Origin of the sequence: Microbacterium bovistercoris, assembly GCF_003387575.1 — a bacterium.
GTDB lineage: Bacteria > Actinomycetota > Actinomycetes > Actinomycetales > Microbacteriaceae > Microbacterium > Microbacterium bovistercoris.
On sequence record NZ_QUAB01000039.1, the window covers coordinates 23,589 to 42,938 of the forward strand.

Sequence of the window (19,350 nt, forward strand, 5' to 3'; positions counted from 1 at the left end):
CGTGTCCCGGCACCACCCATCCATCCACCGCAGATCGACCGATCTGCAGAAGCGTCAGCGAGGCTATGGCTAAGAAAGACGGTGTCATCGAGATCGAGGGCGTCGTGTCCGAGGCTCTTCCCAACGCGATGTTCCGCGTTGAGCTCAGCAACGGACACAAGGTTCTGGCAACGATCTCCGGAAAGATGCGGCAGAACTACATCCGCATCATCCCCGAGGACCGCGTGGTCGTGGAGCTCTCGCCCTACGACCTGACCCGCGGTCGTATCGTCTACCGCTACCGCTGATCGGTCGAGAAGTAACACCCCAGGCGCTTGCGCCTGCCCGGTGAGGACAGCGAACAGGAAGAAACATGAAGGTCAACCCCAGCGTCAAGCCCATCTGCGACCACTGCCGCGTGATCCGTCGTCACGGTCGCGTCATGGTGATCTGCAAGTCGAACCCGCGTCACAAGCAGCGCCAGGGCTGAACGTCCTTCGTCTCGTCGCTGCGCTCCTCGCTCAGGAGCCGTGACACGGGACGGGGATACAACTCAATATCTGAACAGGCAGGTCGGATCCCGCGCAGGCGGGGGACACCCCGGGTAGGAGGCCCGGGAAGGGATTCTGCTCCACACCTCCACAACACTCCAGGAGTTACCGCATGGCACGTCTTGCCGGCGTCGACATCCCGCGCGACAAGCGCGTGGTGATCGCCCTCACGTACATCTACGGCATCGGCCGTACCCGTTCGGTCGAGATCCTCAAGGCCACCGAGATCGACGAGTCGATCCGCGTCAAGGACCTCACCGACGACCAGCTCGTCGCACTCCGCGACCACATCGAGGGCAACTACAAGGTGGAGGGTGACCTTCGCCGCGAGGTTGCCGCAGACATCCGCCGCAAGGTCGAGATCGGCTCGTACGAGGGCATCCGCCACCGTCGTGGTCTCCCGGTCCGCGGTCAGCGCACCAAGACCAACGCCCGTACCCGCAAGGGCCCGAAGCGCACCGTCGCCGGTAAGAAGAAGGCCCGCTAAGCGGCCAGGGAATAGGAGAACACTTTCATGGCTGCACCCAAGGCCGCCGCGCGCAAGCCGCGCCGCAAGGAGAAGAAGAACATCGCGCTGGGCCAGGCCCACATCAAGTCGACGTTCAACAACACCATCGTCTCGATCACCGACCCGTCCGGCGCTGTCATCAGCTGGGCATCGTCGGGTGGCGTGGGCTTCAAGGGCTCGCGCAAGTCCACCCCGTACGCGGCCGGCATGGCCGCCGAGTCGGCCGCCCGTCAGGCCGCCGAGCACGGTGTGAAGAAGGTCGACGTCTTCGTGAAGGGTCCGGGCTCGGGCCGCGAGACCGCGATCCGCTCGCTGCAGGCCGCCGGCCTCGAGGTGGGGTCCATCCAGGACGTCACCCCGCAGGCGCACAACGGCTGCCGCCCGCCGAAGCGCCGCCGCGTCTGATCTCGGACAGGGATGCCGGTACCGATCCGTCGGGGCCGGCATCCCTTCCGCCGACTTTCGACAACTCAACACCTCACCCAACACATGTCATATAGCGGGCATGTGATCGAAAGGAACACATAGTGCTCATCGCACAGCGTCCCACCCTGAACGAGGAAAAGCTCGCCGACAACCGCAGCCGGTTCGTGATCGAGCCGCTGGAGCCCGGTTTCGGCTACACCATCGGCAACGCGCTGCGTCGCAGCCTCCTCTCGTCGATCCCCGGCGCCGCGGTCACCACGATCCGCATCGACGGCGTGCTGCACGAGTTCAGCACCATCCCGGGCGTGAAGGAGGATGTCACCGAGATCATCCTCAACATCAAGCAGCTGGTCGTCTCCTCGGAGCGCGACGAGCCGATCACCGCCTACCTGCGCAAGACGGGCGCGGGCGAGGTCACCGCTGCGGACATCTCCGCTCCGGCCGGTGTCGAGGTGCACAACCCCGACCTGGTGATCGCGACCCTGAACGACACCGCGAAGTTCGAGCTGGAGCTGACGATCGAGCGCGGTCGCGGCTACGTCTCCGCCTCGCAGAACCGCAACGAGTACGCCGAGGCCGGTCAGATTCCGGTCGACTCGATCTACTCGCCGGTCCTGAAGGTCAGCTACCGCGTCGACGCCACCCGTGCCGGTGAGCGCACCGACTTCGACAAGCTCGTCCTCGACGTCGAGACCAAGTCCGCGATCAGCCCGCGCGACGCCGTCGCCTCGGCTGCGAAGACCCTGACCGAGCTGTTCGGCCTCGCACGCGAGCTGAACGTCGAGGCCGAGGGCATCGAGATCGGCCCGGCGCCGGTGGAGGCTGTGCTCTCCAGCGAGCTGTCCATGCCGATCGAGGACCTCGACCTTTCGGTCCGTTCCTACAACTGCCTCAAGCGCGAGGGCATCAACACGGTCGCGGAGCTGGTCGCCCTCTCCGAGACCCAGCTGATGAACATCCGCAACTTCGGGCAGAAGTCGGTCGACGAGGTGCGCGACAAGCTCGTCTCGCTCGGTCTTTCGCTGAAGGACTCGGTGCCCGGTTTCGACGGAGCCCACTTCTACGGCGGCTCCGAAGACGAGTCCTTCTGATCCCCTTTTTCCCTGGAGTAAACGAATATGCCTAAGCCCACCAAGGGTCCCCGCCTCGGAGGCGGCCCCGCCCACGAGCGCCTGCTTCTCGCGAACCTGGCCGCGCAGCTCTTCGAGCACCGCTCGATCACGACCACCGAGACCAAGGCCAAGCGCCTGCGTCCGCTGGCCGAGCGCCTCGTCACGCTGGCCAAGCGCGGCGACCTGCACGCCCGTCGTCGTGCGATGACCGTGCTGCGCAGCAACAAGGATGCCGCGCACGTGCTGTTCACCGAGATCGCGCCGCTGGTCGCCGAGCGTGAGGGCGGCTACACCCGCATCACCAAGATCGGCAACCGCAAGGGCGACAACGCGCCCATGGCCGTGATCGAGCTCGTGCTCGAGCCCGTCGCCCCGAAGAAGAAGGCCGCCAAGAAGGCTGCTGCCCCCAAGGCCGAGAAGGTCGAGGAGGCTCCGGCTGAGGAGGTCGTCGAGGAGGCCGCCGAGGCTCCCGTCGAGGAGACCGCCGCCGAGGCACCCGCTGAGGAGAAGGCCGAGTAATTCTCGTCTGACGCAAGAAGCCCGCCACCCCGAAAGGGGAGGCGGGCTTCTTCGCATCTGCCGCGCAGAAAGAAGCTCCGGTCTCACTCGTTGCGGGTGTTCGGGCAGAAACACCCGCAACGAGTGAGACCGGAGCGAGGGAAGGGCGGGTCGGACCCAGAACGCGGGTCAGACCCGGGCCCGGAGGTCCTTGCGCAGGATCTTGCCGGCCGAGGACTTCGGGATGACGTCGATGAATTCGACCATGCGCACCTTCTCGTGCGGGGCCACACGGGATGCCACGAACTCCATCACGCCGGCAGCGTCGAGGTCGGCGTCCTGCTGGAGCACGATGAACGCCTTCGGCACCTCCTGGCCGTCCTCGTCGTTCGCCCCGATGACCGCGGCATCCGCGATCTGCGGGTGCTCGAGCAGCAGCGCCTCCAGCACTGCGGGAGCCACCTGGTAGCCCTTGTACTTGATGAGCTCCTTGAGTCGGTCGACGATGTGGAAGATGGCGTCGGTGTCCACGGTGGCGATGTCGCCGGTGTGCAGCCAGCCGTCCGCGTCGATCATCTCGGCCGTGGCATCCGGCCGGTTCAGGTAGCCTGCCATGATCTGCGGGCCGCGCAGCCATAGTTCGCCGGGCGCGCTCGAGCCCTCGGCCGGCGGCTCGATGTCGGCGCCGGACTCGACGTCCACGAGGCGGGCCTCGGTGTTGGGCACGAGAGGGCCGATCGAGGCGCGGTCGACGTCGCGACGGCCGCTCGGGATGACCATGGCGGCCGGGCTGGTCTCGGTCATGCCGTAGCCCTGCTGCACCTCGCAGCCGAGGCGCTTCTCGACGGCCGCCGAGAGTGCGCCGTCCAGCGGCGCGGCGCCCGAGAAGATCACCTTGACCGACGACAGGTCGTACTGGTCGACGATCGGATGCTTCGCGAGCGCGACCGCGATCGGCGGTGCGACGAACACCCAGGTGGTGCGGTGCTCCTGGATGATGCGCAGGAACTCGACGAGGTCGAACTTCGGCATCGTGACCAGGCGCGCCCCGCGGCTCATGGCGAAGTTCAGCAGCACGGTCATGCCGTAGATGTGGAAGAACGGCAGCACGGCCAGCAGTGCGTCGTCCTGGGTGACGTCGAGCACGCCGCGAACCTGCGCGACGTTCGCGACGAGGTTGCGGTGCGTGAGCATGACGCCCTTGGGGCGGCCGGTGGTGCCGGAGGAGTACGGCAGCACGGCGATGTGGGTGGCCGGGTCGAAGGCGACCTCGGGCGCGGCGTTGCCCTCACCGAGCAGGTCGCGCAGGTTCGGGTGCCCCTCGGCGCCATCCAGCACGATCACCTGTTCCGCCGGGATGCCCCTGCGCTCGGCGGCGGCCATCGCGCCCGCCAGCATGGGGGAGACCGTGATCAACCACTCGGCACCGGCGTCCTCGAGCTGGTTGCCGATCTCCTCGGCGGTGTACAGCGAGTTGATCGTGGTGGCGGTCGCGCCGGCGCGAAGGATGCCGTGGAAGACGATCGCGAAGGCGGGGATGTTCGGGCACAGCACGCCGATGACGCTGCCGACGCCGATTCCGCGCGCGGCGAGGGCACCGGCGAACAGATCGATCTGGCCGATCAACTGACGATAGGTGGTCTCGGCGCCGGACATGCCGTCGACGATCGCGACGCGATCGAGGGCGGCCTCATCGAGTCCGGTGAAGAGGTACTCGTGGATCGAGACATCGGGGATCTCGAGATCCGGGTAAGGGCTGCGGAACATGTGATCTCCTTCGATCATCCCGTCGGGTGGTGTGATTCAGTGTCTCATGTACTGAGACGCAGTCTCAACTGGTCCGGTACTCGGATCGTTGACGCGGTAACGGCTGCCCGGACGTCCGCGAGTGGAGTAGTCGAGCGAGCGTACCGCGCGCCCGGTGCTCGCGAGATGCTCCAGATAGCGACGTGTGCTCACCCGCGACATCTGCAGCACCGCGCCGATCTCCGAGGCCGAGGAGTCCGGATGCCCGGCGAGGGCGTTCGACACCCGTTCCAGCGTTTCCGCGGACAGCCCCTTCGGCAGCCCGGCACGCTGCCGGAACGCGATGATGGCGTCGGCGGCCTCCACGCGCTGCACCACGTCGTGCAGTTCGGTGTGGTCGCGCAGCAGCAGCGTCGCGTCCACCGCTGCCCCGCCGTCGCGGGCGCCGGTCGAACGGGCCACCACCACGCGCGGGCCGAGGATGACCGGCCGTCCTGCATCCTCGCCCTCGCGCAGCACCTCGAGCAGTTCTGCACCGAGCACGTCCTCGGCGCGCGCACCGGTCAGCTCCGCGGCATCCGTGTCGAGGAATCGCGCGGCGGCGTCGTTCGCCAGCGTGATGACACCTGCGGCGTCGACCGTGATGACGCCCTCGCTGAGCCCGTGCAGCGTCGTCTCCTGGTTGCGCACCAGCGCGCTGATCTGGTCGGGTTCGAGACCCTGGATGCGGCGGCGGATGAGGGCGGCCACCCAGGCCGACCCGAACAGGCCCATGAGCACGGCGGCGAGCATCGCGCCGATGATCCACGCCAGGTTGCCGAAGAACTCGTCCCTGCCCTGCGACTCCAGGATGCCGACCGAGGCCGTGCCGATCACCTCGCCCTCCTGGAAGATCGGCACCTTCACCCGCCAGGTGGTGCCGAGCGTGCCGGTCTGGGTGCCGGTGTAGATCCGCCCGGACAGCGGCACCGACGGGTCGGTCGAGACGCGTTCGCCGATCCGGGCCGGATCGGGATGCGAGTAGCGGATGCCGTCGGCATTGGCGACGACCACGTAGGTGAGGTCGGAGGCCTCGCGGATGGTCTCGGCGAGCGGCTGGATCGTCGCCGATGGATCGGCGTCGTCGAAGGCATCGATCACGGCGGGCATCGACGCGATCGACTGCGAAACCGCCATCATCCGGTCCTCGTAGGCGTCGCGGATGGTACCCCACTGCACGACGCCGGCCGTGATGCCGGCGATCAGGGTGACGAGAAACACGATCGCCGCCTGCAGCAGGAGCAGCTGCACGCGGAGCGTCATCCGAGGCGCATGCGTCGTCGTCATCGAGGGCACACTCCATTGTCACCGCGCGCGCGTGCGCCCGCATCCGGGCCCGGGACCTTCTCGCGACCAATACTTACGGAACGCGACCAATGGTTTCGCAAGCGCGGCGGCGGGGGAGCGGGTGCATACGGTTGCCAGCATCCCTTTCACCGCTCGAGGAGGAGCGCAATGAGAAACACCCGACGGATCGCGCTGACGGCGCTCGCCGCATCCGCTGCCCTGATCCTGACCGCCTGCTCCGGTCAGAACGCCGCACCGGAGAGCGACGGCGAGGCCGAGGCCGCGTCGATCGACAGCGTCAAGATCATCGTCCCCGCCGACCCGGGCGGCGGCTGGGACCAGACCGGCCGTGCCATGTCGAAGGTGCTGACGGACGATGACATCGTGAAGTCCGCGCCGGTCACGAACGTCGGCGGCGCCGGCGGCACGATCGGCCTCGCCCAGCTCGCCAACGAGAAGGATCCGGGCACGCTGATGGTCAACGGCCTGGTGATGGTCGGCGCGATCGAGACCAACGACTCGAAGACGCGTCTCGAGGACACCACGCCGATCGCCCGCCTCACCGATGAGCCCCTGGTCGTCGTGGTGCCGGCCGACTCGAAGTACGACACCCTCGAGGATCTGGTCGACGACATCGTCGAGAACGGCCAGAAGGTCACCGTCACCGGCGGTTCGGCGGGCGGTGCCGACCACATCCTCGCCGGCCTGCTGCTCGAGGAGGCGGGGCTGGACAGCACCGAGATCCCGCAGAAGCTGAACTACACGCCCAACGCGGGCGGCGGCGAGGCGGTGTCGCTGATCCTCGGCGGCAAGGTCGGCGCCGGCATCTCGGGCGTCGGCGAGTTCGCCCAGCACATCGAGTCGGGCGACATGCGTGCGCTCGCCGTGTCGAGCGAGGAGCCCAGCTCGCAGCTGCCCGACGTGCCGACCATCACCGACGAGGGCTACGACGTCGTGCTCACGAACTGGCGCGGCGTGATCGCGCCCGGCGGCATCTCGGACGCGGATCGTGCCGAACTCGAGCGCATCGTCACCGAGATGCACGACTCGGATGCCTGGAAGCAGGAACTCGAGACCAAGGGCTGGGCGGACGCCTTCCTGACCGGCGACGACCTGGACGCGTTCGTGGAGCAGAACGTCTCGGACGTCACCGGCACGCTGAAGAACATCGGGCTGATCTGACATGAGCAGCACCCCGCTCGCGGGGGCGGACGGGCGGGTCGGGGACTCCCGGCCCGCCCGGCGGATTCCCGTCGGTGAACTCGTCTTCGCCCTGCTCATGCTCGCGCTGGGCATCGCCGCACTGGTCGGTGCGTTCAGCATCCACGTGCCCGTCGGGGTGACCGTCGGCCCGACGGTCTTCCCCATCGCCGTCTCGGCGCTGCTGATCGGCTCGGCCGTCGCGGTGCTCGTCGGCGTGCTGCGCGGGAAGCGCGCAGAGCTCGAAGAGGGCGAGGACATCGACCCGGATGCCAAGACGGACTGGCTCACGCTCGTCGAGATCGTCGGAGGGCTGATCGCGCACGTCGTGCTGCTCGAGCTGATCGGCTGGGCGCCCGCGGCCGCCGTGCTGTTCGGGATCGTCGCGTGGGCTCTCGGCGCCAGGCGCTGGTGGCTCGGATTCGTCATCGGACTCGGCCTCGCGCTCGTCGTCCAGGTGATCTTCGCCGGCCTGCTGGGGCTCTCGCTGCCGTGGGGTCCCGTGTTCGGCTGGCTCGGAGGGATGTTCTGATGGACAGCTGGGGACTCCTCCTGGACGGATTCGCCACCGCGCTGCAGCCGGAGTACCTGATGTGGGCGTTCATCGGCGTCTTCATCGGCACGGCCGTCGGCGTGCTGCCCGGCGTCGGGCCGGCGATGACGGTCGCTCTGCTGCTGCCGCTGACCTACTCGCTCGACGCGACCGCCGCGATGATCACGTTCGCGGGCATCTACTACGGCGGGATGTACGGCGGCTCGACCACCAGCATCCTGCTGAACACCCCCGGGGAGTCCGCGTCGATCGTCACGGCCATCGAGGGCAATCGGATGGCGAAGCTCGGCCGTGGTGCGGCGGCGCTCGCGACCGCGGCCATCGGATCGTTCGTCGCGGGGACGATCGCGACGGTCGGCCTCACCCTGCTCGCGCCGCTGCTCGCGCAGTTCGCGGTGAGCCTCGGTCCCGCCGACAAGTTCGCGCTGATCGTCATCGCGTTCATCACGGTCGGGGCGCTGATGGGCAAGTCGATCTCCCGCGGTCTCGTCTCGCTCGCCGCGGGCCTCTTCCTCGGCATGGTCGGCACGGACGCGCTGTCCGGCCAGCAGCGCTTCACCCTCGGACTGCCGGAGCTCGGCGACGGCATCAACGTGGTGCTCGTGGCGGTCGGACTCTTCGCCGTGGGGGAGACGCTGTACGTGGCATCCCGGCTGCGGCACGGCGGCGTCGACGTGATCCCGGTGTCGAAGGGATGGCGCAACTGGATGACGAAGGACGACTGGCGCCGCTCCTGGAAGCCGTGGCTGCGCGGAACGGCGATCGGGTTCCCGATCGGCACGATCCCTGCGGGTGGTGCGGATGTCGCGACGTTCCTCTCCTACGCGACCGAGCGCAAGCTGTCCAAGCGCAAGAGCGAGTTCGGCCGCGGCGCGATCGAAGGCGTGGCGGGTCCGGAGGCGGCGAACAACGCCGCGGCGGCAGGGGTGCTCGTACCGCTGCTGACTCTCGGGCTGCCGACGACCGCCACCGCGGCGATCATCCTCGTCGCGCTGCAGACCTACGGCATCCAGCCGGGGCCGCAGCTGTTCACGAACCAGCCCGCGCTGGTGTGGGCGCTGGTGGCGAGCCTGTACGTGGGCAATCTGCTGCTGATCGTGCTGAACCTGCCCCTGGTCGGCATGTGGGTGAAGCTGCTGCAGATCCCGCGCCCCTACCTGTACGCGGGCATCCTGATGTTCGCGGCCTTCGGCGCGTACGCGCTGAACTTCCTGATCGCCGACATCGTCATCCTCGTGGTCATCGGTCTGCTCGGCTACTTCATGCGGCGGTACGGCTATCCGGTGGCGCCGCTGGTGGTGGGCATGATCCTCGGCCCCATGGGAGAGGCGTTCCTGCGGCAGGCGCTGCAGCTGAGTCAGGGCGACCTGTCGACGCTGATCCTGCAGCCGTTCGCGGCCGCGGCGTACGCGTTCCTCGCGCTGCTCGTGATCGGCGCGCTGTGGCTGCGTCGTCGTCAGGCGCGGTACGAGCAGCAGCTCACGCAGTCGATCTCCGTGCCGATCCTCGCGGACCAGGAGATCTGAAACACGTCCTGCACCGCCCCCTAAGCTGGGGCGGTGCAGGACGAACACACCACCACGCGGGGCGCTCGCGCATATCTCTCGTACATCGGGATCGGCCTCGCCGCCGGACTTCTCTCCGGCCTGTTCGGCGTCGGCGGAGGAACCATCATCGTGCCGATGCTCGTGCTGCTGCTCGGATTCGACCAGCGGCGCGCCGCAGGCACCTCGCTGGCCGCGATCGTCCCGATCGCGACGGTCGGCGTGATCTCCTACGCGGTCTCCGGTTCGGTGTCGTGGGTCGCGGCGCTGATCCTGGCGGTCGGTGCCGTCGTCGGCGCGCAGATCGGCACGCGACTGCTGCCGCGGATCTCGCAGCGTGCGCTGCTGTGGGGATTCGTCGGCTTCCTCGCCCTCGTCGTGGTGAGTCTGTTCTTCGTCATTCCGTCGCGGGACGCCGAACTCGACCTCACCTGGCTGACCGGGCTGATCCTCGCCGTGGTCGGCGTCTTCACCGGCATCCTGGCAGGACTCATCGGCGTCGGCGGCGGCATCATCGTCGTGCCCGCGCTCATGCTCGGCATGGGGGTCAGCGATCTGGTCGCGAAGGGCACGTCACTGCTGATGATGATCCCCACCGCGGTCTCGGGAACGATCGGCAACGTGCGGCACCGGAACGTCGACCTCGTCGCCGCCGCGGTCGTCGGCGTCTCGGCCTGCACGACCACCGCCCTCGGTGCGCTGATCGCCGCGCGCATCGACCCGTTCGTCGGCAACATGCTGTTCGCCGCGTACCTGCTCTACATCGGCTATCAGATGTCCCGTAAGGCGCTGCGCGCCAAGAGCTGAGTCCGCAACGCACGGCGCCCCTCGGATCAGGTCCGAGGGGCGCCGTGCGTTCAGCGCATCATCCGGTCATTCGCAGGTGAAGAGCGCGTCGCCCCAGACGCCGTGCGCGCCGTTGATGCTGCCCGGTGCCGTCACGTTGAGGTCGATGTACTGCACTCCGGTGACGTCGACCTTCACCTCCTCGGGGGCGAAGCCCGGTGTGAACGTGCGGGACTGGTAGCGGTTGGTCCCGTCGGTGTCGACCGTGAAGATCACGTTCCCGGAGAAGTTCTTCTCCAGCCCGACCGAGGCCGTGAAGGTGGAGCACTTGCCGCCGAGGAAGTAGGTCACCTTCGACGCCGCGTGCACGCCGAGCCCCTTCTCGTAGGTCGGGCTCGTGCCGGTCGCCGGATCGACGTAGTTGATCGCCAGCGGCAGGTCGGGCGAGGACGCCGAGTCCTTGTTGGCGACATCCTTGCCGATCACGCCCCATCCGTTGGTCGCGCTGATCCAGTCCAGATCCGACGCGTAGACCGTGCCGGAGGGTGCAGGGGGCATCGGCTGATCGACGACCTTCCAGTCGAAGATCTTCAGACGGCTCTCGGTCGGCAGCACGACGTAGGCGAGCTCCTTGGCCGGGTTCAGCCGCACGAGGTTCGAATACACCTGGTACTTGTACGTCGAGTACTCGTACACGTTCGAGTTGGTCGCGCTGTTGCGCCCGAGGCTGGTGATCGCCACGCTCGCGCCGCCGAGGCCGGATGCCTGCGGCAGCCAGTTCGGGAAGAACACGTTCTGCTTCGAGACCGTTCCGTCGGCGTAGTGCAGCTCGAGCGCGGGGTTCACGCCGCCACCGGATGCCGCGGAGGCGAGGACGGCGAGGTGCGTGCCCTTGCCCGCCAGTGCGATGGTCTGCCCGGCCGGGGCGACCGAGTCCTTCGCGCCTGCCGGGTTCGGCCAGGTGTAGGCGATCGCCGCATCCCCGGTGCCGACGGTGACGGTGGAACCGGGGGTGACTCCTGCCCGCTCCAGCGCTTCGGCCGAGAACGTGGCACCGCCGCCGTCGAAGTCACCGGGCTTCGCGGTCGTCAGCGTGGTCACGGCGTCGGCGTTGTACGCCCCGGCCAGCGACCCGTAGGCGACGTAGAGCTGGTTCGCTCCGGACGTCTGCTGCGCGGTCTTCTGCGCGGTGTAGTCCGCGACCACCGTCACGGTCTGCAGGTCGGCGGCCGCCGCGTCGGTGACCTTCGCGTCGAAGGTCGCGGTGAAGGATGCGCCGGGCTCGACCAGGGCGGCCTTCTCGCCCTCGGACGAGATGAGGGTCCAGCCCTCGGGCAGCTGCGCGGTGAGCGTGACGTTCTCCTTCTTCTTCGTGCCCGTGTTGCGGAACGTCGCCTCCACCGTGGTGGTGTCGCCCTGGAAGACGCGGTCCTCGAGGCCGACTGAGACGGATGCCGCGGTGAGGTCGGCATCGCGACCTCCGACGGCGCTGGTCGCTGCGAGCACGACCTCCGCAGAGGCGGAGGAGGCGAGGGCGGGCACCTTCACGACGATGACGCCTCCGGCGTTCTCCGCGTCGAAGAACCAGCCCGAGGATGCCGCATCCAGGGCCTCGCGCGAAGCGGCCTGCTCCAGGCCCTTGCCGTCGATCGCGACATTCGCCGGTGCGGAGCCGGTGTGCGCCTCGATCACGTAGGGCCGGGCGTCGGCCTTGCCGTCGTACGATCCGGCCCGCTTGCCGATGCCGATCACGACCGAGCCCTTCTTGCCGGCCTCCGGAGCATCCACGGTGAACTCCTGGGTGCTGGACGCGCCGTCGGCGTAAGCGCGGGTGACCTGGTCGTCCTCGTAGAGCGAGAACGAGCTCTCACCCTGCGGGAACACCGACAGCGTGACGGGGGAGTCCGCCGGAACCAGCGAGGCGTTACGGGCGGTGATGCCCTGCGGCACCAGGGCACCGGCGCGCACGAAGATCGGCAGCTTGTCGAGCGGAGCGGGGTGCCCGTTCAGCACCTGACCGCCCTCGTAGAGCTTCCCGGTCCAGTAGTCCACCCACCGGGTGCCCTTCGGCAGGTAGATGCCGTTGCGCACCTCGGTCTTGGTGAACACCGGTGCGACGAGGTAGTCGCTGCCGAGCAGGAACTCGTTGTTCGCCTCGGCGCTGTACGAGCCGGGGTCCTTCGGGTACTCCAGCGCCAGCGAGCGCATCATCGGCAGTCCGCTGCGGTGCGATTCCGCCGCGAGCGTGTAGATGTACGGCATCAGGCGCTGACGCAGCTGCAGGTAGCTGCGGTTGATCTTCGTCGCCTCGTCGCCGTAGAGCCACGGGCGCTTGTCGACCGAGGCCCAGCCGCTCATCGAGTACAGCGCGGGTGCGAAGGCCTTCCACTGCAGGTCGCGCACGTAGCTCTCCGCTGAACCGCCGAAGATGCCGTCCACGTCGCCGGTGGAGAAGGCGAGACCCGAGTTGCCCGCGCCGGTCAGCGCGGAGATCTGCCAGCGCACGGCGTCGAGGTTGCCGGAGTGATCGCCGGTCCACTGCATGCCGCAGCGCTGAGATCCGGCCCAGCCCTCGACCATGAGAGATGTGCCGCGGGCATCCGAGTACTTCTCGATGCCGTCGTGCGCGGCCTCGCAGCCGGTGAGAGCGAGACGGTAGCCGCTGCCGACCCAGGCGACGTCGAGCTTGCGCAGCCGCACGCCCGCTTCGCCGACCTCGTACTCCTGGTTCGTCAGCGAGCGCTGGGTCCACAGGCCGGTCTTGAGGCCGGTCTCCTTCTCGATGGCCTCGACCGTCTCGGGAAGCTCCTGGTACTCGCAGCCGTAGCCGTCGTTCACCAGCATCCAGCCGCCGGGCATGTCGTTCTCGACGAAGTCCTTGGCGATCTCGAGGGCCTGCGGGGTGCGCAGTTTGTCGGGGTGCCTACTGCCGGAGTAGGTCGGGCTGGACCGGTTGTAGCAGTCCGCATCGCCGTACTCGAGGGCGTACACCGGCGGCATCATCGGCCGGCCGGTCAGCTGGGTGTACGACTCGAGGGACTGCGCGTAGTCGCCGACGAAGTAGTAGGCGTCGAACCGGCGCTCCTGATGCGTGGTGGTGTGCTTGGCGAAGTCGTAGGTGCCCTTCGCGAAGGTGTTGCGCAGCACGCCATACCCCTCGGACGACATGTAGTAGGGAACGGCGTTGGGGTAGCCGTCGTCGTCCCAGTCGAAGTTGTTGGCGATGTTGATGACCGATCCGGTGTGGATCGACCGGCCGTTCTGCATGCCGCCGCCGAGGATCTGCTCGCCCTCCGCGCCCTTCAGGTGCTGGGTGGCGGAGTTCTTGCCGAACGTGATCGCCGCAGACTCGGCGAAGATCGTCGAACCGTCGGCGCGGGTGGCGGACACGGCGCCGGTGGCCCGGTCGACCGACACGGTGACGGTCTTCGAGGCGATGCGGATCACGTCGCCCTCGGCGACGTCGACCTCCGCGCCGTCGAAGGTCTTGGCGCCCACGACGATGTCGGCGGTGCGCGCCGGGTCGTTCTGCGGGGTGTTCGCCGGGTCGGTGAAGTCGCCGCTCGGATCGGCCTCGAGGCGGAAGGTGCCGTTCTCGAGGAACGTCACGCGCATCGCGCCGTGCTCGGCGGTCAGCGTGACGGATGCGCCGTCGCGCTGCACGCCGGTGATGGCGCCGATCGAGGTGCCGGCGTCGTCGACGGGGACTTCCGGCGACGCGGGATCGGGCGTGATCGGTGTGGGGGCGGACGCGGTCGTGGTGGCGGCGGATGCCGGTTCGGGCACCGAAGCGGAGACGAGCCCGAAGCCCGTCACCCCCAGTGCGATCGCGAGTCCCAGCGCACCGAAGCGGCGCCGGCAGGAAAGTGAGTTCAACGTCATCGTCTCCTCGTTGTGATTGTTTGTGCATCTGGGGTGCGCAAAGCAGTCATATCGAATCACTCTTTTCCCCGATCGGTCAAGGGATGGCCGGAACCCGGCCCGGATAGGATCGAGGGGTGCCAGTGAACCCAGAACTGGTCGGCCGGGAGTTCCCGCCGACGTCCCCCTATCTCGTCGGGCGTGAGAAGGTGCGCGAGTTCGCGCGTGCGGTCTTCGCCGACGCGCCCGTGCACATCGACGTCGAGGCCGCGCGCGCAGCCGGCTACGCCGACGTGGTCGCGCCGCCGACCTTCGCGATGGTCATCCAGGACCACACGCTGCAGCAGCTGCTGTCGCTCGAGGACTCCGGCATCGTGCTGGCGCGCACCATCCACGCCGAGCAGAAGTTCACGTACACCCGGCCCATCGTCGCCGGCGACGAGCTCACCGGGCAGCTGCGGGTCACCGGCATCCGCACGCTCGGCGGCAACGCGATGATCACCAGCGAGGCCGAGATCACCGATGCCGACGGCTCGCACGTCGTCACCGCGACCAGCGTGCTGCTGGTCGGAGAGGGGGAGTGATGGGCCTCGTAGTCGGAGACGTCATCGCCGAGCGCACCGTGCACCTCACGCGGGAGTCGCTGGTTCGCTACGCCGGAGCGTCCGGTGACTTCAACCCCATCCACTACCGCGACGACGTCGCGGCGGAGGTCGGTCTGCCCGGCGTGCTCGCGCACGGCATGCTGACGATGGGGCTCGCCTCGTCCGTCGTGGTGTCCGCGCTCTATGAGTCAGGCGCGAGCGACGTGGCGAAGATCGTCGACTACGGCGTCCGTTTCACCAAGCCCGTCGTCGTCGACCCCCGGGAGGGCGCCGACGTGACGGTGGTCGCCAAGGTCGCGGCCGTCGACGACGAGACCGCGCGGATCGACCTGAAGGTCACGCACGGCGAGACCACCGTGCTGGCCAAGGCGCAGCTGCGCGTCGCACTGTGACCGAGATCACGCCGATCCCGCTGCGCGAGCTGACCACGCTGCGCACCGGCGGCGCGCCCGAACGGATGCGCGAGGCAGCCACCGCCGCCGAGTTGATCGCCGAGCTGCAGACGGTCTGGGCCGCCGGCGACGAGTGGTTCGTGCTCGGCGGCGGGTCGAACCTGTTCGCCGGCGACGCCGGCTTCGAGGGCACCGTCATCCGCGTGCTCACCCGTGGCATCGAGGAGCTCCCGTCGCCGCACGACGGCCGGGTGCGGCTGCGCGTGCAGGCCGGGCACGACTGGGACCACCTGGTCGCCTACGCGGTCGAGCGCGGCTACGCCGGCATCGAGGCGATGAGCGGCATCCCGGGCACGGTCGGCGCCGCCCCCGTGCAGAACGTGGGCGCCTACGGCCAGGAGATCCAGGAGACGCTCGTCGAGGTCGAGCTGATCGACGAGTACGCGGAGAGCCCGGTCATCGTCCCGGCATCCGAATTGGCCCTCGGCTTCCGCACCTCCGTGCTCAAGCACCACTACGGTGGTGTGCCGCAGCGCCGCGCCGTGATCCTCAGCGTCACCCTCGACCTCGCCGTCACCGATGGCACGCGGGTGGTGCGCGGGGAGCAGCTGCGCCGCGCGCTCGGTCTCGAGGACGCGAGCGCCGTGCCGCTGGCCTGGGTGCGCTCCACCATCCTCTCCACGCGTGCCCAGAAGGGGATGCTGCTGAACCCCGACGACCCCGACACCGCGAGTGCCGGCTCGTTCTTCCAGAACGCGATCGTGCCGGAGTCGGTCGCGAGGACGCTGCCGGCCGAATGCCCGCGCTGGCCCGTCACCCCGGACCTCGACGCGGTCACGGTGATCCCGCTCTCGGGATTCACCGGCGCGGTGCCGCCGCTCGCGGCGGCGCAGGCCGACGTGAAGGTCAGCGCCGCCTGGCTGATCGAGCACTCCGGCATCCGCAAGGGATTCAAACTGCCGCGCTCGCGCGCGGGCGTCTCGACCAAGCACGCCCTCGCCCTCACCAACCGCGGCGGGGCGACCGCCGCCGAGGTGTCGGAACTGGCCCGCTTCATCCAGAGCCGCGTGCACGCCGAGTACGGGCTGCTGCTGCAGCCCGAACCGGTGCTGGTGGAGGTCGAGCTCTGAGCTCGTTCTAAGCTCGAAGGGTGCTCGACACTCTCACCGGATTCGCCGTCGTCGGGCTGGCGATCGCCGTCGGGTACGTCATCGGCCGCATCGACCTGCTCGGCCCGCACGCGCGCGGGGTGCTCAGCAGACTGACGTTCTTCGTGCTGTCGCCGTTCCTGCTCTTCACCGTGCTGGCCCAGGCCGATGCCCGGGTGCTGTTCTCCGCGCTGCTCCCGGTGTCGGCGATCGCGGCGGTCGTCGTCATCGGGCTGTACGTGCTGGTGGCGAAGCTCGTCTGGAAGCGCGCCGCGGGGGAGACCGTGATCGGCGCGCTCTCCGCGGGGCAGGTGAACTCGAACAACATCGGCATTCCGCTGTCGCTCTACCTGCTCGGCAGTGCGGCGTATCCGGCGCCGGTGATCCTCATGCAGCTGCTGATCTTCACACCCGTCTCGCTGACGATCCTCGACACGGTGACCGGCGGGCGCACCTCTCTGGGGCGCACGGTGCTGCGCACCGCGACCAACCCGATCATCCTCGGATCGGCGCTCGGCACCCTGGTGTCGGTGCTCGGTATCGAACTGCCGCCGATCGTCATCGATCCGATCACCCTGCTCGCGAACGCGTGCGTGCCGGTGCTGCTGATCAGCTACGGCATCTCGCTGCACGGGCAGCGGGTGCTCGGCGCGTCGGGGCGACGACGCGACGTGCTGCTGGCGAGCACGCTGAAGCTGCTCGTCATGCCGGTGATCGCCTGGCTGGTCGCGCAGTTCGTCTTCGGCCTGTCCGCGCACGAGGTGCTGATCGTCGTGGTGCTCGCGGCACTGCCCACGGCGCAGAACGTGTTCAACTACTCGCAGCGCTACGACGTCGGCGAAGCGATCTCCCGCGACACGGTCTTCATCACGACCATCGGCTGCGTGCCCGTGCTGCTGGGCGCCGCCCTGCTGCTGGGGTGAGCGGAGGGTACGCTCGCAGGATGAGCGGACTCGTCCCATACATCCTGTTCCCCGGCACCGCAGCCGAGGCGCTGCCGTTCTACCGCTCGGTATTCGGCGGTGAGCTCACGACGTTCACCTACGCGCAGTTCGAGCGCACCGACGGGCCGGGCGATCAGATTGCGCACGGGATGCTGACCGGCGGCCCTGTCGCGCTCTCCGGCGCTGACGCGGGGGCCGACGACGACGCGGTGCAGATGAACGGGATGTTCTTCTCGCTGCTCGGCACCGCCGACCCGGAGACGCTCACGACCTGGTTCTACGCGCTCGCCGAAGGCGGCCGCGTGATCGACCCGCTGCAGAAGCGGCCATGGGGCGACCACGACGGCACGCTCGTGGACCGCTACGGGGTGCGCTGGCTGATCGGCTACGAGGGCTGATCGCGCCGACGCCCCCTCTGGCCGCCGACGCCCCCGCGTAGCGCCGCGGCTCCGAGGGGGCGTCGGCGGTACGGAGGGGCGTCAGCGTAGCGCTGTGACGCTCCACGGGCGCACCTCGATCGCGCACTCCGCCTCGAGCCCGAACCGGGCGGGGTCGCCGGATGTCACGCGGTAGGGCAGGGCGCTCGCCGCAGTGCCGTTGATGAGCACGAGGCGTTCGACGCCGTCGAGGTCGAGCTCGAGGATGCGCTCCTGGTACGCCGCGACGACGAGCACGCCGTCGAGACGGGACGCGATGACTGGATATCCCTCGCCGGGCAGGGCGGCGGTGATCGTGCCGCGGACGAGCACGTCGCGCAGCCCGCGCCAGACGTCGAGCAGACCGCGCACGAGTTCACGCTGATCCGCGGGCAGCGAGGCCATCGGCATCGAGAACTGCGGCACCGAGAAGAACGCGTTCAGCACCTGGCGGGCCGCGGCATCGACGCCGGCTCGCGGGTCCCACATGATCGGGTCGGAGTGCACCACCTGATCGGTGGCGAACAGCCGGAGGTCGACGCTGGAGCGGCGGTTCTGATCGGCGTCGGCGGGGCAGTCGGTGACCCGGATGACGTCGGCGTACCCGGCGATCGCGGGGGAGACGTACGGCTGGCGATACTCGATCAGAGATCCCGGCCGGGTGCGCTCCGCCGCGGCCGAGATGTCAGCGAGCAGCACCCTCATCGCCTCGCCGACGTCGGCGATGTCACCGGGGGACTCGGTGCCGGCGTAGACCATCGCGTTGTTCAGGAAGTCGACCTTCAGGCCGTCCAGCGCGTAGTCGGCCATGAGCCGGGCGCAGGTCTCCGCGAGGTGCTCGCGCACCTGCGGGATGCGCGGATCCAGCACGTGTGCGCGCAAGCCTGCTGAGTGGTGCGGCGCGTACTGCGAGAGCCGGGAGAAGGCCTCGCTCTGTGCGCCGAGCAGCAGCGGCGCCACCCAGAGGATGACACCCATCCCCGCCTCGTGCAGCTCCTCGACGCTGCCGCGCAGGTCGGGGAACTTCGTCTCGTCCGGCACCCAGTCGCCGCATCCGGCGTACCAGCGCCCGTCGCCGAAACGCTGCCAGCCGTCGTCGATGAAGACCGAACGGCATCCGATCTCACGGGCCCGCAGCGCCTCGTCGCGGATGATGTCCGCGCTGATGCGCTGCGAGTAGGAGTACCACGAGGAGTACACCGGCTCGACGGCGTAGGGCGACACCGGCCGCGACGGCAGCCCCGCGCGGAGCCGTCGCGACAACAGGCGCACGGCGTCGCCGTACGGCTCCCGATCGGCGACGAACAGCAGGACGACCTCTCCGTCGGCATCCGTCATCGAGTCGTCGAGCGCGACGCGCGCGACGAACGACTTGGACTCCTCCGAGACGCCGTACTCGATCCGCCCGCTGGCGACCATGCTGTCCAACGCGATGCCGACCTGCGCACTGCCGTCGACGTCGCAGAGCACCAGCAGGGGCACCGACCGCACGGCGCCGAAGGATTCGGAACCGGCCCAGTCCGCGGGCAGTCCGCGGCTGTCCGCGCCGCCGTGCCAGACGCCGGAGGCGTTGCCGAGCGGGCCCTCCAGCATGATCTGACCCGGACCGGCCACGCGGAGGCGCACCTCGAACAGGGCGCCGATGCGTTCGGCGGAGAGGGTGCGGGCCCGGCCGCCCACCCCCAGCGAGAAGCCGCGTGAGAGCGGCGTCCACTGGACGGTGTCGAGGTCGTTGTCTTCGAGGAGCACAGATGG

Annotated in this window: 19 protein-coding genes; 15 read left to right on the forward strand and 4 right to left on the reverse strand. The window is 68.9% G+C overall.

From position 1 onward, the window contains the following. Positions 1 to 65 precede the first annotated feature (65 nt). The 6 genes from infA to rplQ all read left to right on the forward strand — a co-directional run bounded on the left by infA (position 66) and on the right by rplQ (position 3,095). On the forward strand, positions 66 to 287 hold the full coding sequence (gene infA, locus DY023_RS07695) for a translation initiation factor IF-1 (RefSeq protein WP_018171468.1): 222 nt from the start codon (positions 66 to 68) through the stop codon (positions 285 to 287). A gap of 65 nt (positions 288 to 352) precedes the next feature. Continuing rightward, complete coding sequence (rpmJ, locus tag DY023_RS07700) at positions 353 to 469, forward strand: 50S ribosomal protein L36 (RefSeq protein WP_071644008.1); 117 nt, start codon at positions 353 to 355, stop codon at positions 467 to 469. Between the two features lie 173 nt (positions 470 to 642). Further along, positions 643 to 1,017 (forward strand): 30S ribosomal protein S13, encoded by a 375-nt coding sequence (gene rpsM / locus DY023_RS07705; RefSeq protein WP_116241763.1) that lies wholly within the window; start codon positions 643 to 645, stop codon positions 1,015 to 1,017. 27 nt (positions 1,018 to 1,044) lie between these two features. Further along, positions 1,045 to 1,443, forward strand: coding sequence for a 30S ribosomal protein S11 (gene rpsK / locus DY023_RS07710; RefSeq protein WP_071644012.1), 399 nt, complete (start codon positions 1,045 to 1,047; stop codon positions 1,441 to 1,443). 122 nt (positions 1,444 to 1,565) lie between these two features. Beyond that, complete coding sequence (locus DY023_RS07715) at positions 1,566 to 2,555, forward strand: DNA-directed RNA polymerase subunit alpha (RefSeq protein ID WP_116241764.1); 990 nt, start codon at positions 1,566 to 1,568, stop codon at positions 2,553 to 2,555. A gap of 27 nt (positions 2,556 to 2,582) precedes the next feature. Beyond that, entirely contained in the window at positions 2,583 to 3,095 is a 513-nt protein-coding gene (gene rplQ / locus DY023_RS07720; RefSeq protein WP_116241765.1) for a 50S ribosomal protein L17, read from the forward strand. A 168-nt stretch (positions 3,096 to 3,263) separates the two neighbouring features. Here rplQ and DY023_RS07725 read toward each other — a convergent pair whose 3' ends face one another. Next, complete coding sequence (locus tag DY023_RS07725) at positions 3,264 to 4,841, reverse strand: AMP-binding protein (RefSeq protein WP_116241925.1); 1,578 nt, start codon at positions 4,839 to 4,841, stop codon at positions 3,264 to 3,266. Positions 4,842 to 4,877: 36 nt separating this feature from the next. Next, positions 4,878 to 6,146, reverse strand: coding sequence for a PAS domain-containing protein (locus DY023_RS07730; protein ID WP_116241766.1), 1,269 nt, complete (start codon positions 6,144 to 6,146; stop codon positions 4,878 to 4,880). Positions 6,147 to 6,314: 168 nt separating this feature from the next. On the opposite strand from DY023_RS07730, the gene DY023_RS07735 reads away from it, so the two are divergent. From DY023_RS07735 to DY023_RS07750, 4 genes are read left to right on the forward strand one after another with little or no spacing between them, the layout of a single operon-like run. After that, a complete protein-coding gene (locus tag DY023_RS07735) occupies positions 6,315 to 7,328 on the forward strand; it encodes a Bug family tripartite tricarboxylate transporter substrate binding protein (RefSeq protein ID WP_116241767.1) in 1,014 nt (337 codons plus the stop codon). 1 nt (position 7,329) lies between these two features. Then, the gene (locus tag DY023_RS07740; protein WP_116241768.1) at positions 7,330 to 7,878 is read left to right on the forward strand and encodes a tripartite tricarboxylate transporter TctB family protein; all 549 of its coding nucleotides are present in this window, start codon (positions 7,330 to 7,332) and stop codon (positions 7,876 to 7,878) included. After that, on the forward strand, positions 7,878 to 9,425 hold the full coding sequence (locus tag DY023_RS07745; protein WP_116241769.1) for a tripartite tricarboxylate transporter permease: 1,548 nt from the start codon (positions 7,878 to 7,880) through the stop codon (positions 9,423 to 9,425). Before DY023_RS07740 ends, DY023_RS07745 begins: the two co-directional genes overlap by 1 nt. A 33-nt stretch (positions 9,426 to 9,458) precedes the next feature. Next, positions 9,459 to 10,250 (forward strand): sulfite exporter TauE/SafE family protein, encoded by a 792-nt coding sequence (locus tag DY023_RS07750; RefSeq protein ID WP_116241770.1) that lies wholly within the window; start codon positions 9,459 to 9,461, stop codon positions 10,248 to 10,250. Between the two features lie 66 nt (positions 10,251 to 10,316). Here the strand turns inward: DY023_RS07750 and DY023_RS07755 are convergent, their stop codons facing one another. After that, complete coding sequence (locus DY023_RS07755) at positions 10,317 to 14,111, reverse strand: NPCBM/NEW2 domain-containing protein (RefSeq protein WP_116241771.1); 3,795 nt, start codon at positions 14,109 to 14,111, stop codon at positions 10,317 to 10,319. Between the two features lie 116 nt (positions 14,112 to 14,227). On the opposite strand from DY023_RS07755, the gene DY023_RS07760 reads away from it, so the two are divergent. Genes DY023_RS07760 through DY023_RS07780 form a run of 5 tightly spaced genes read left to right on the forward strand, consistent with a single transcriptional unit; the run spans position 14,228 to position 17,577 of the window. Next, positions 14,228 to 14,674 (forward strand): MaoC family dehydratase N-terminal domain-containing protein, encoded by a 447-nt coding sequence (locus tag DY023_RS07760; protein WP_116241772.1) that lies wholly within the window; start codon positions 14,228 to 14,230, stop codon positions 14,672 to 14,674. After that, the gene (locus tag DY023_RS07765) at positions 14,674 to 15,087 is read left to right on the forward strand and encodes a MaoC/PaaZ C-terminal domain-containing protein (RefSeq protein ID WP_116241773.1); all 414 of its coding nucleotides are present in this window, start codon (positions 14,674 to 14,676) and stop codon (positions 15,085 to 15,087) included. The genes DY023_RS07760 and DY023_RS07765 overlap by 1 nt, the downstream gene beginning before the upstream one ends. Further along, a complete protein-coding gene (locus tag DY023_RS07770; RefSeq protein ID WP_116241774.1) occupies positions 15,084 to 16,217 on the forward strand; it encodes a UDP-N-acetylmuramate dehydrogenase in 1,134 nt (377 codons plus the stop codon). The genes DY023_RS07765 and DY023_RS07770 overlap by 4 nt, the downstream gene beginning before the upstream one ends. 20 nt (positions 16,218 to 16,237) lie before the next feature. Continuing rightward, entirely contained in the window at positions 16,238 to 17,158 is a 921-nt protein-coding gene (locus DY023_RS07775) for an AEC family transporter (protein ID WP_116241775.1), read from the forward strand. 20 nt (positions 17,159 to 17,178) lie between these two features. Further along, on the forward strand, positions 17,179 to 17,577 hold the full coding sequence (locus DY023_RS07780; RefSeq protein ID WP_116241776.1) for a VOC family protein: 399 nt from the start codon (positions 17,179 to 17,181) through the stop codon (positions 17,575 to 17,577). An 81-nt stretch (positions 17,578 to 17,658) separates the two neighbouring features. Here the strand turns inward: DY023_RS07780 and DY023_RS07785 are convergent, their stop codons facing one another. After that, positions 17,659 to 19,344: a glycoside hydrolase family 36 protein gene (locus DY023_RS07785; RefSeq protein ID WP_116241777.1), complete on the reverse strand. Its 1,686-nt coding sequence runs from the start codon at positions 19,342 to 19,344 to the stop codon at positions 17,659 to 17,661. Between the last annotated feature and the right edge of the window lie 6 nt (positions 19,345 to 19,350).

What these genes read in the sequence shown, in the direction of transcription:
- infA (WP_018171468.1), top strand. Translation starts at nt 66, where the DNA reads ATGGCTAAGAAAGACGGTGTCATCGAGATCGAGGGCGTCGTGTCCGAG.
- DY023_RS07755 (WP_116241771.1), bottom strand. Translation starts at nt 14,111, where the DNA reads ATGACGTTGAACTCACTTTCCTGCCGGCGCCGCTTCGGTGCGCTGGGA.
- rpsM (WP_116241763.1), top strand. Translation starts at nt 643, where the DNA reads ATGGCACGTCTTGCCGGCGTCGACATCCCGCGCGACAAGCGCGTGGTG.
- DY023_RS07735 (WP_116241767.1), top strand. Translation starts at nt 6,315, where the DNA reads ATGAGAAACACCCGACGGATCGCGCTGACGGCGCTCGCCGCATCCGCT.
- DY023_RS07740 (WP_116241768.1), top strand. Translation starts at nt 7,330, where the DNA reads ATGAGCAGCACCCCGCTCGCGGGGGCGGACGGGCGGGTCGGGGACTCC.
- rpsK (WP_071644012.1), top strand. Translation starts at nt 1,045, where the DNA reads ATGGCTGCACCCAAGGCCGCCGCGCGCAAGCCGCGCCGCAAGGAGAAG.
- DY023_RS07765 (WP_116241773.1), top strand. Translation starts at nt 14,674, where the DNA reads ATGGGCCTCGTAGTCGGAGACGTCATCGCCGAGCGCACCGTGCACCTC.
- rpmJ (WP_071644008.1), top strand. Translation starts at nt 353, where the DNA reads ATGAAGGTCAACCCCAGCGTCAAGCCCATCTGCGACCACTGCCGCGTG.
- rplQ (WP_116241765.1), top strand. Translation starts at nt 2,583, where the DNA reads ATGCCTAAGCCCACCAAGGGTCCCCGCCTCGGAGGCGGCCCCGCCCAC.
- DY023_RS07725 (WP_116241925.1), bottom strand. Translation starts at nt 4,841, where the DNA reads ATGTTCCGCAGCCCTTACCCGGATCTCGAGATCCCCGATGTCTCGATC.
- DY023_RS07730 (WP_116241766.1), bottom strand. Translation starts at nt 6,146, where the DNA reads ATGACGACGACGCATGCGCCTCGGATGACGCTCCGCGTGCAGCTGCTC.
- DY023_RS07780 (WP_116241776.1), top strand. Translation starts at nt 17,179, where the DNA reads ATGAGCGGACTCGTCCCATACATCCTGTTCCCCGGCACCGCAGCCGAG.
- DY023_RS07745 (WP_116241769.1), top strand. Translation starts at nt 7,878, where the DNA reads ATGGACAGCTGGGGACTCCTCCTGGACGGATTCGCCACCGCGCTGCAG.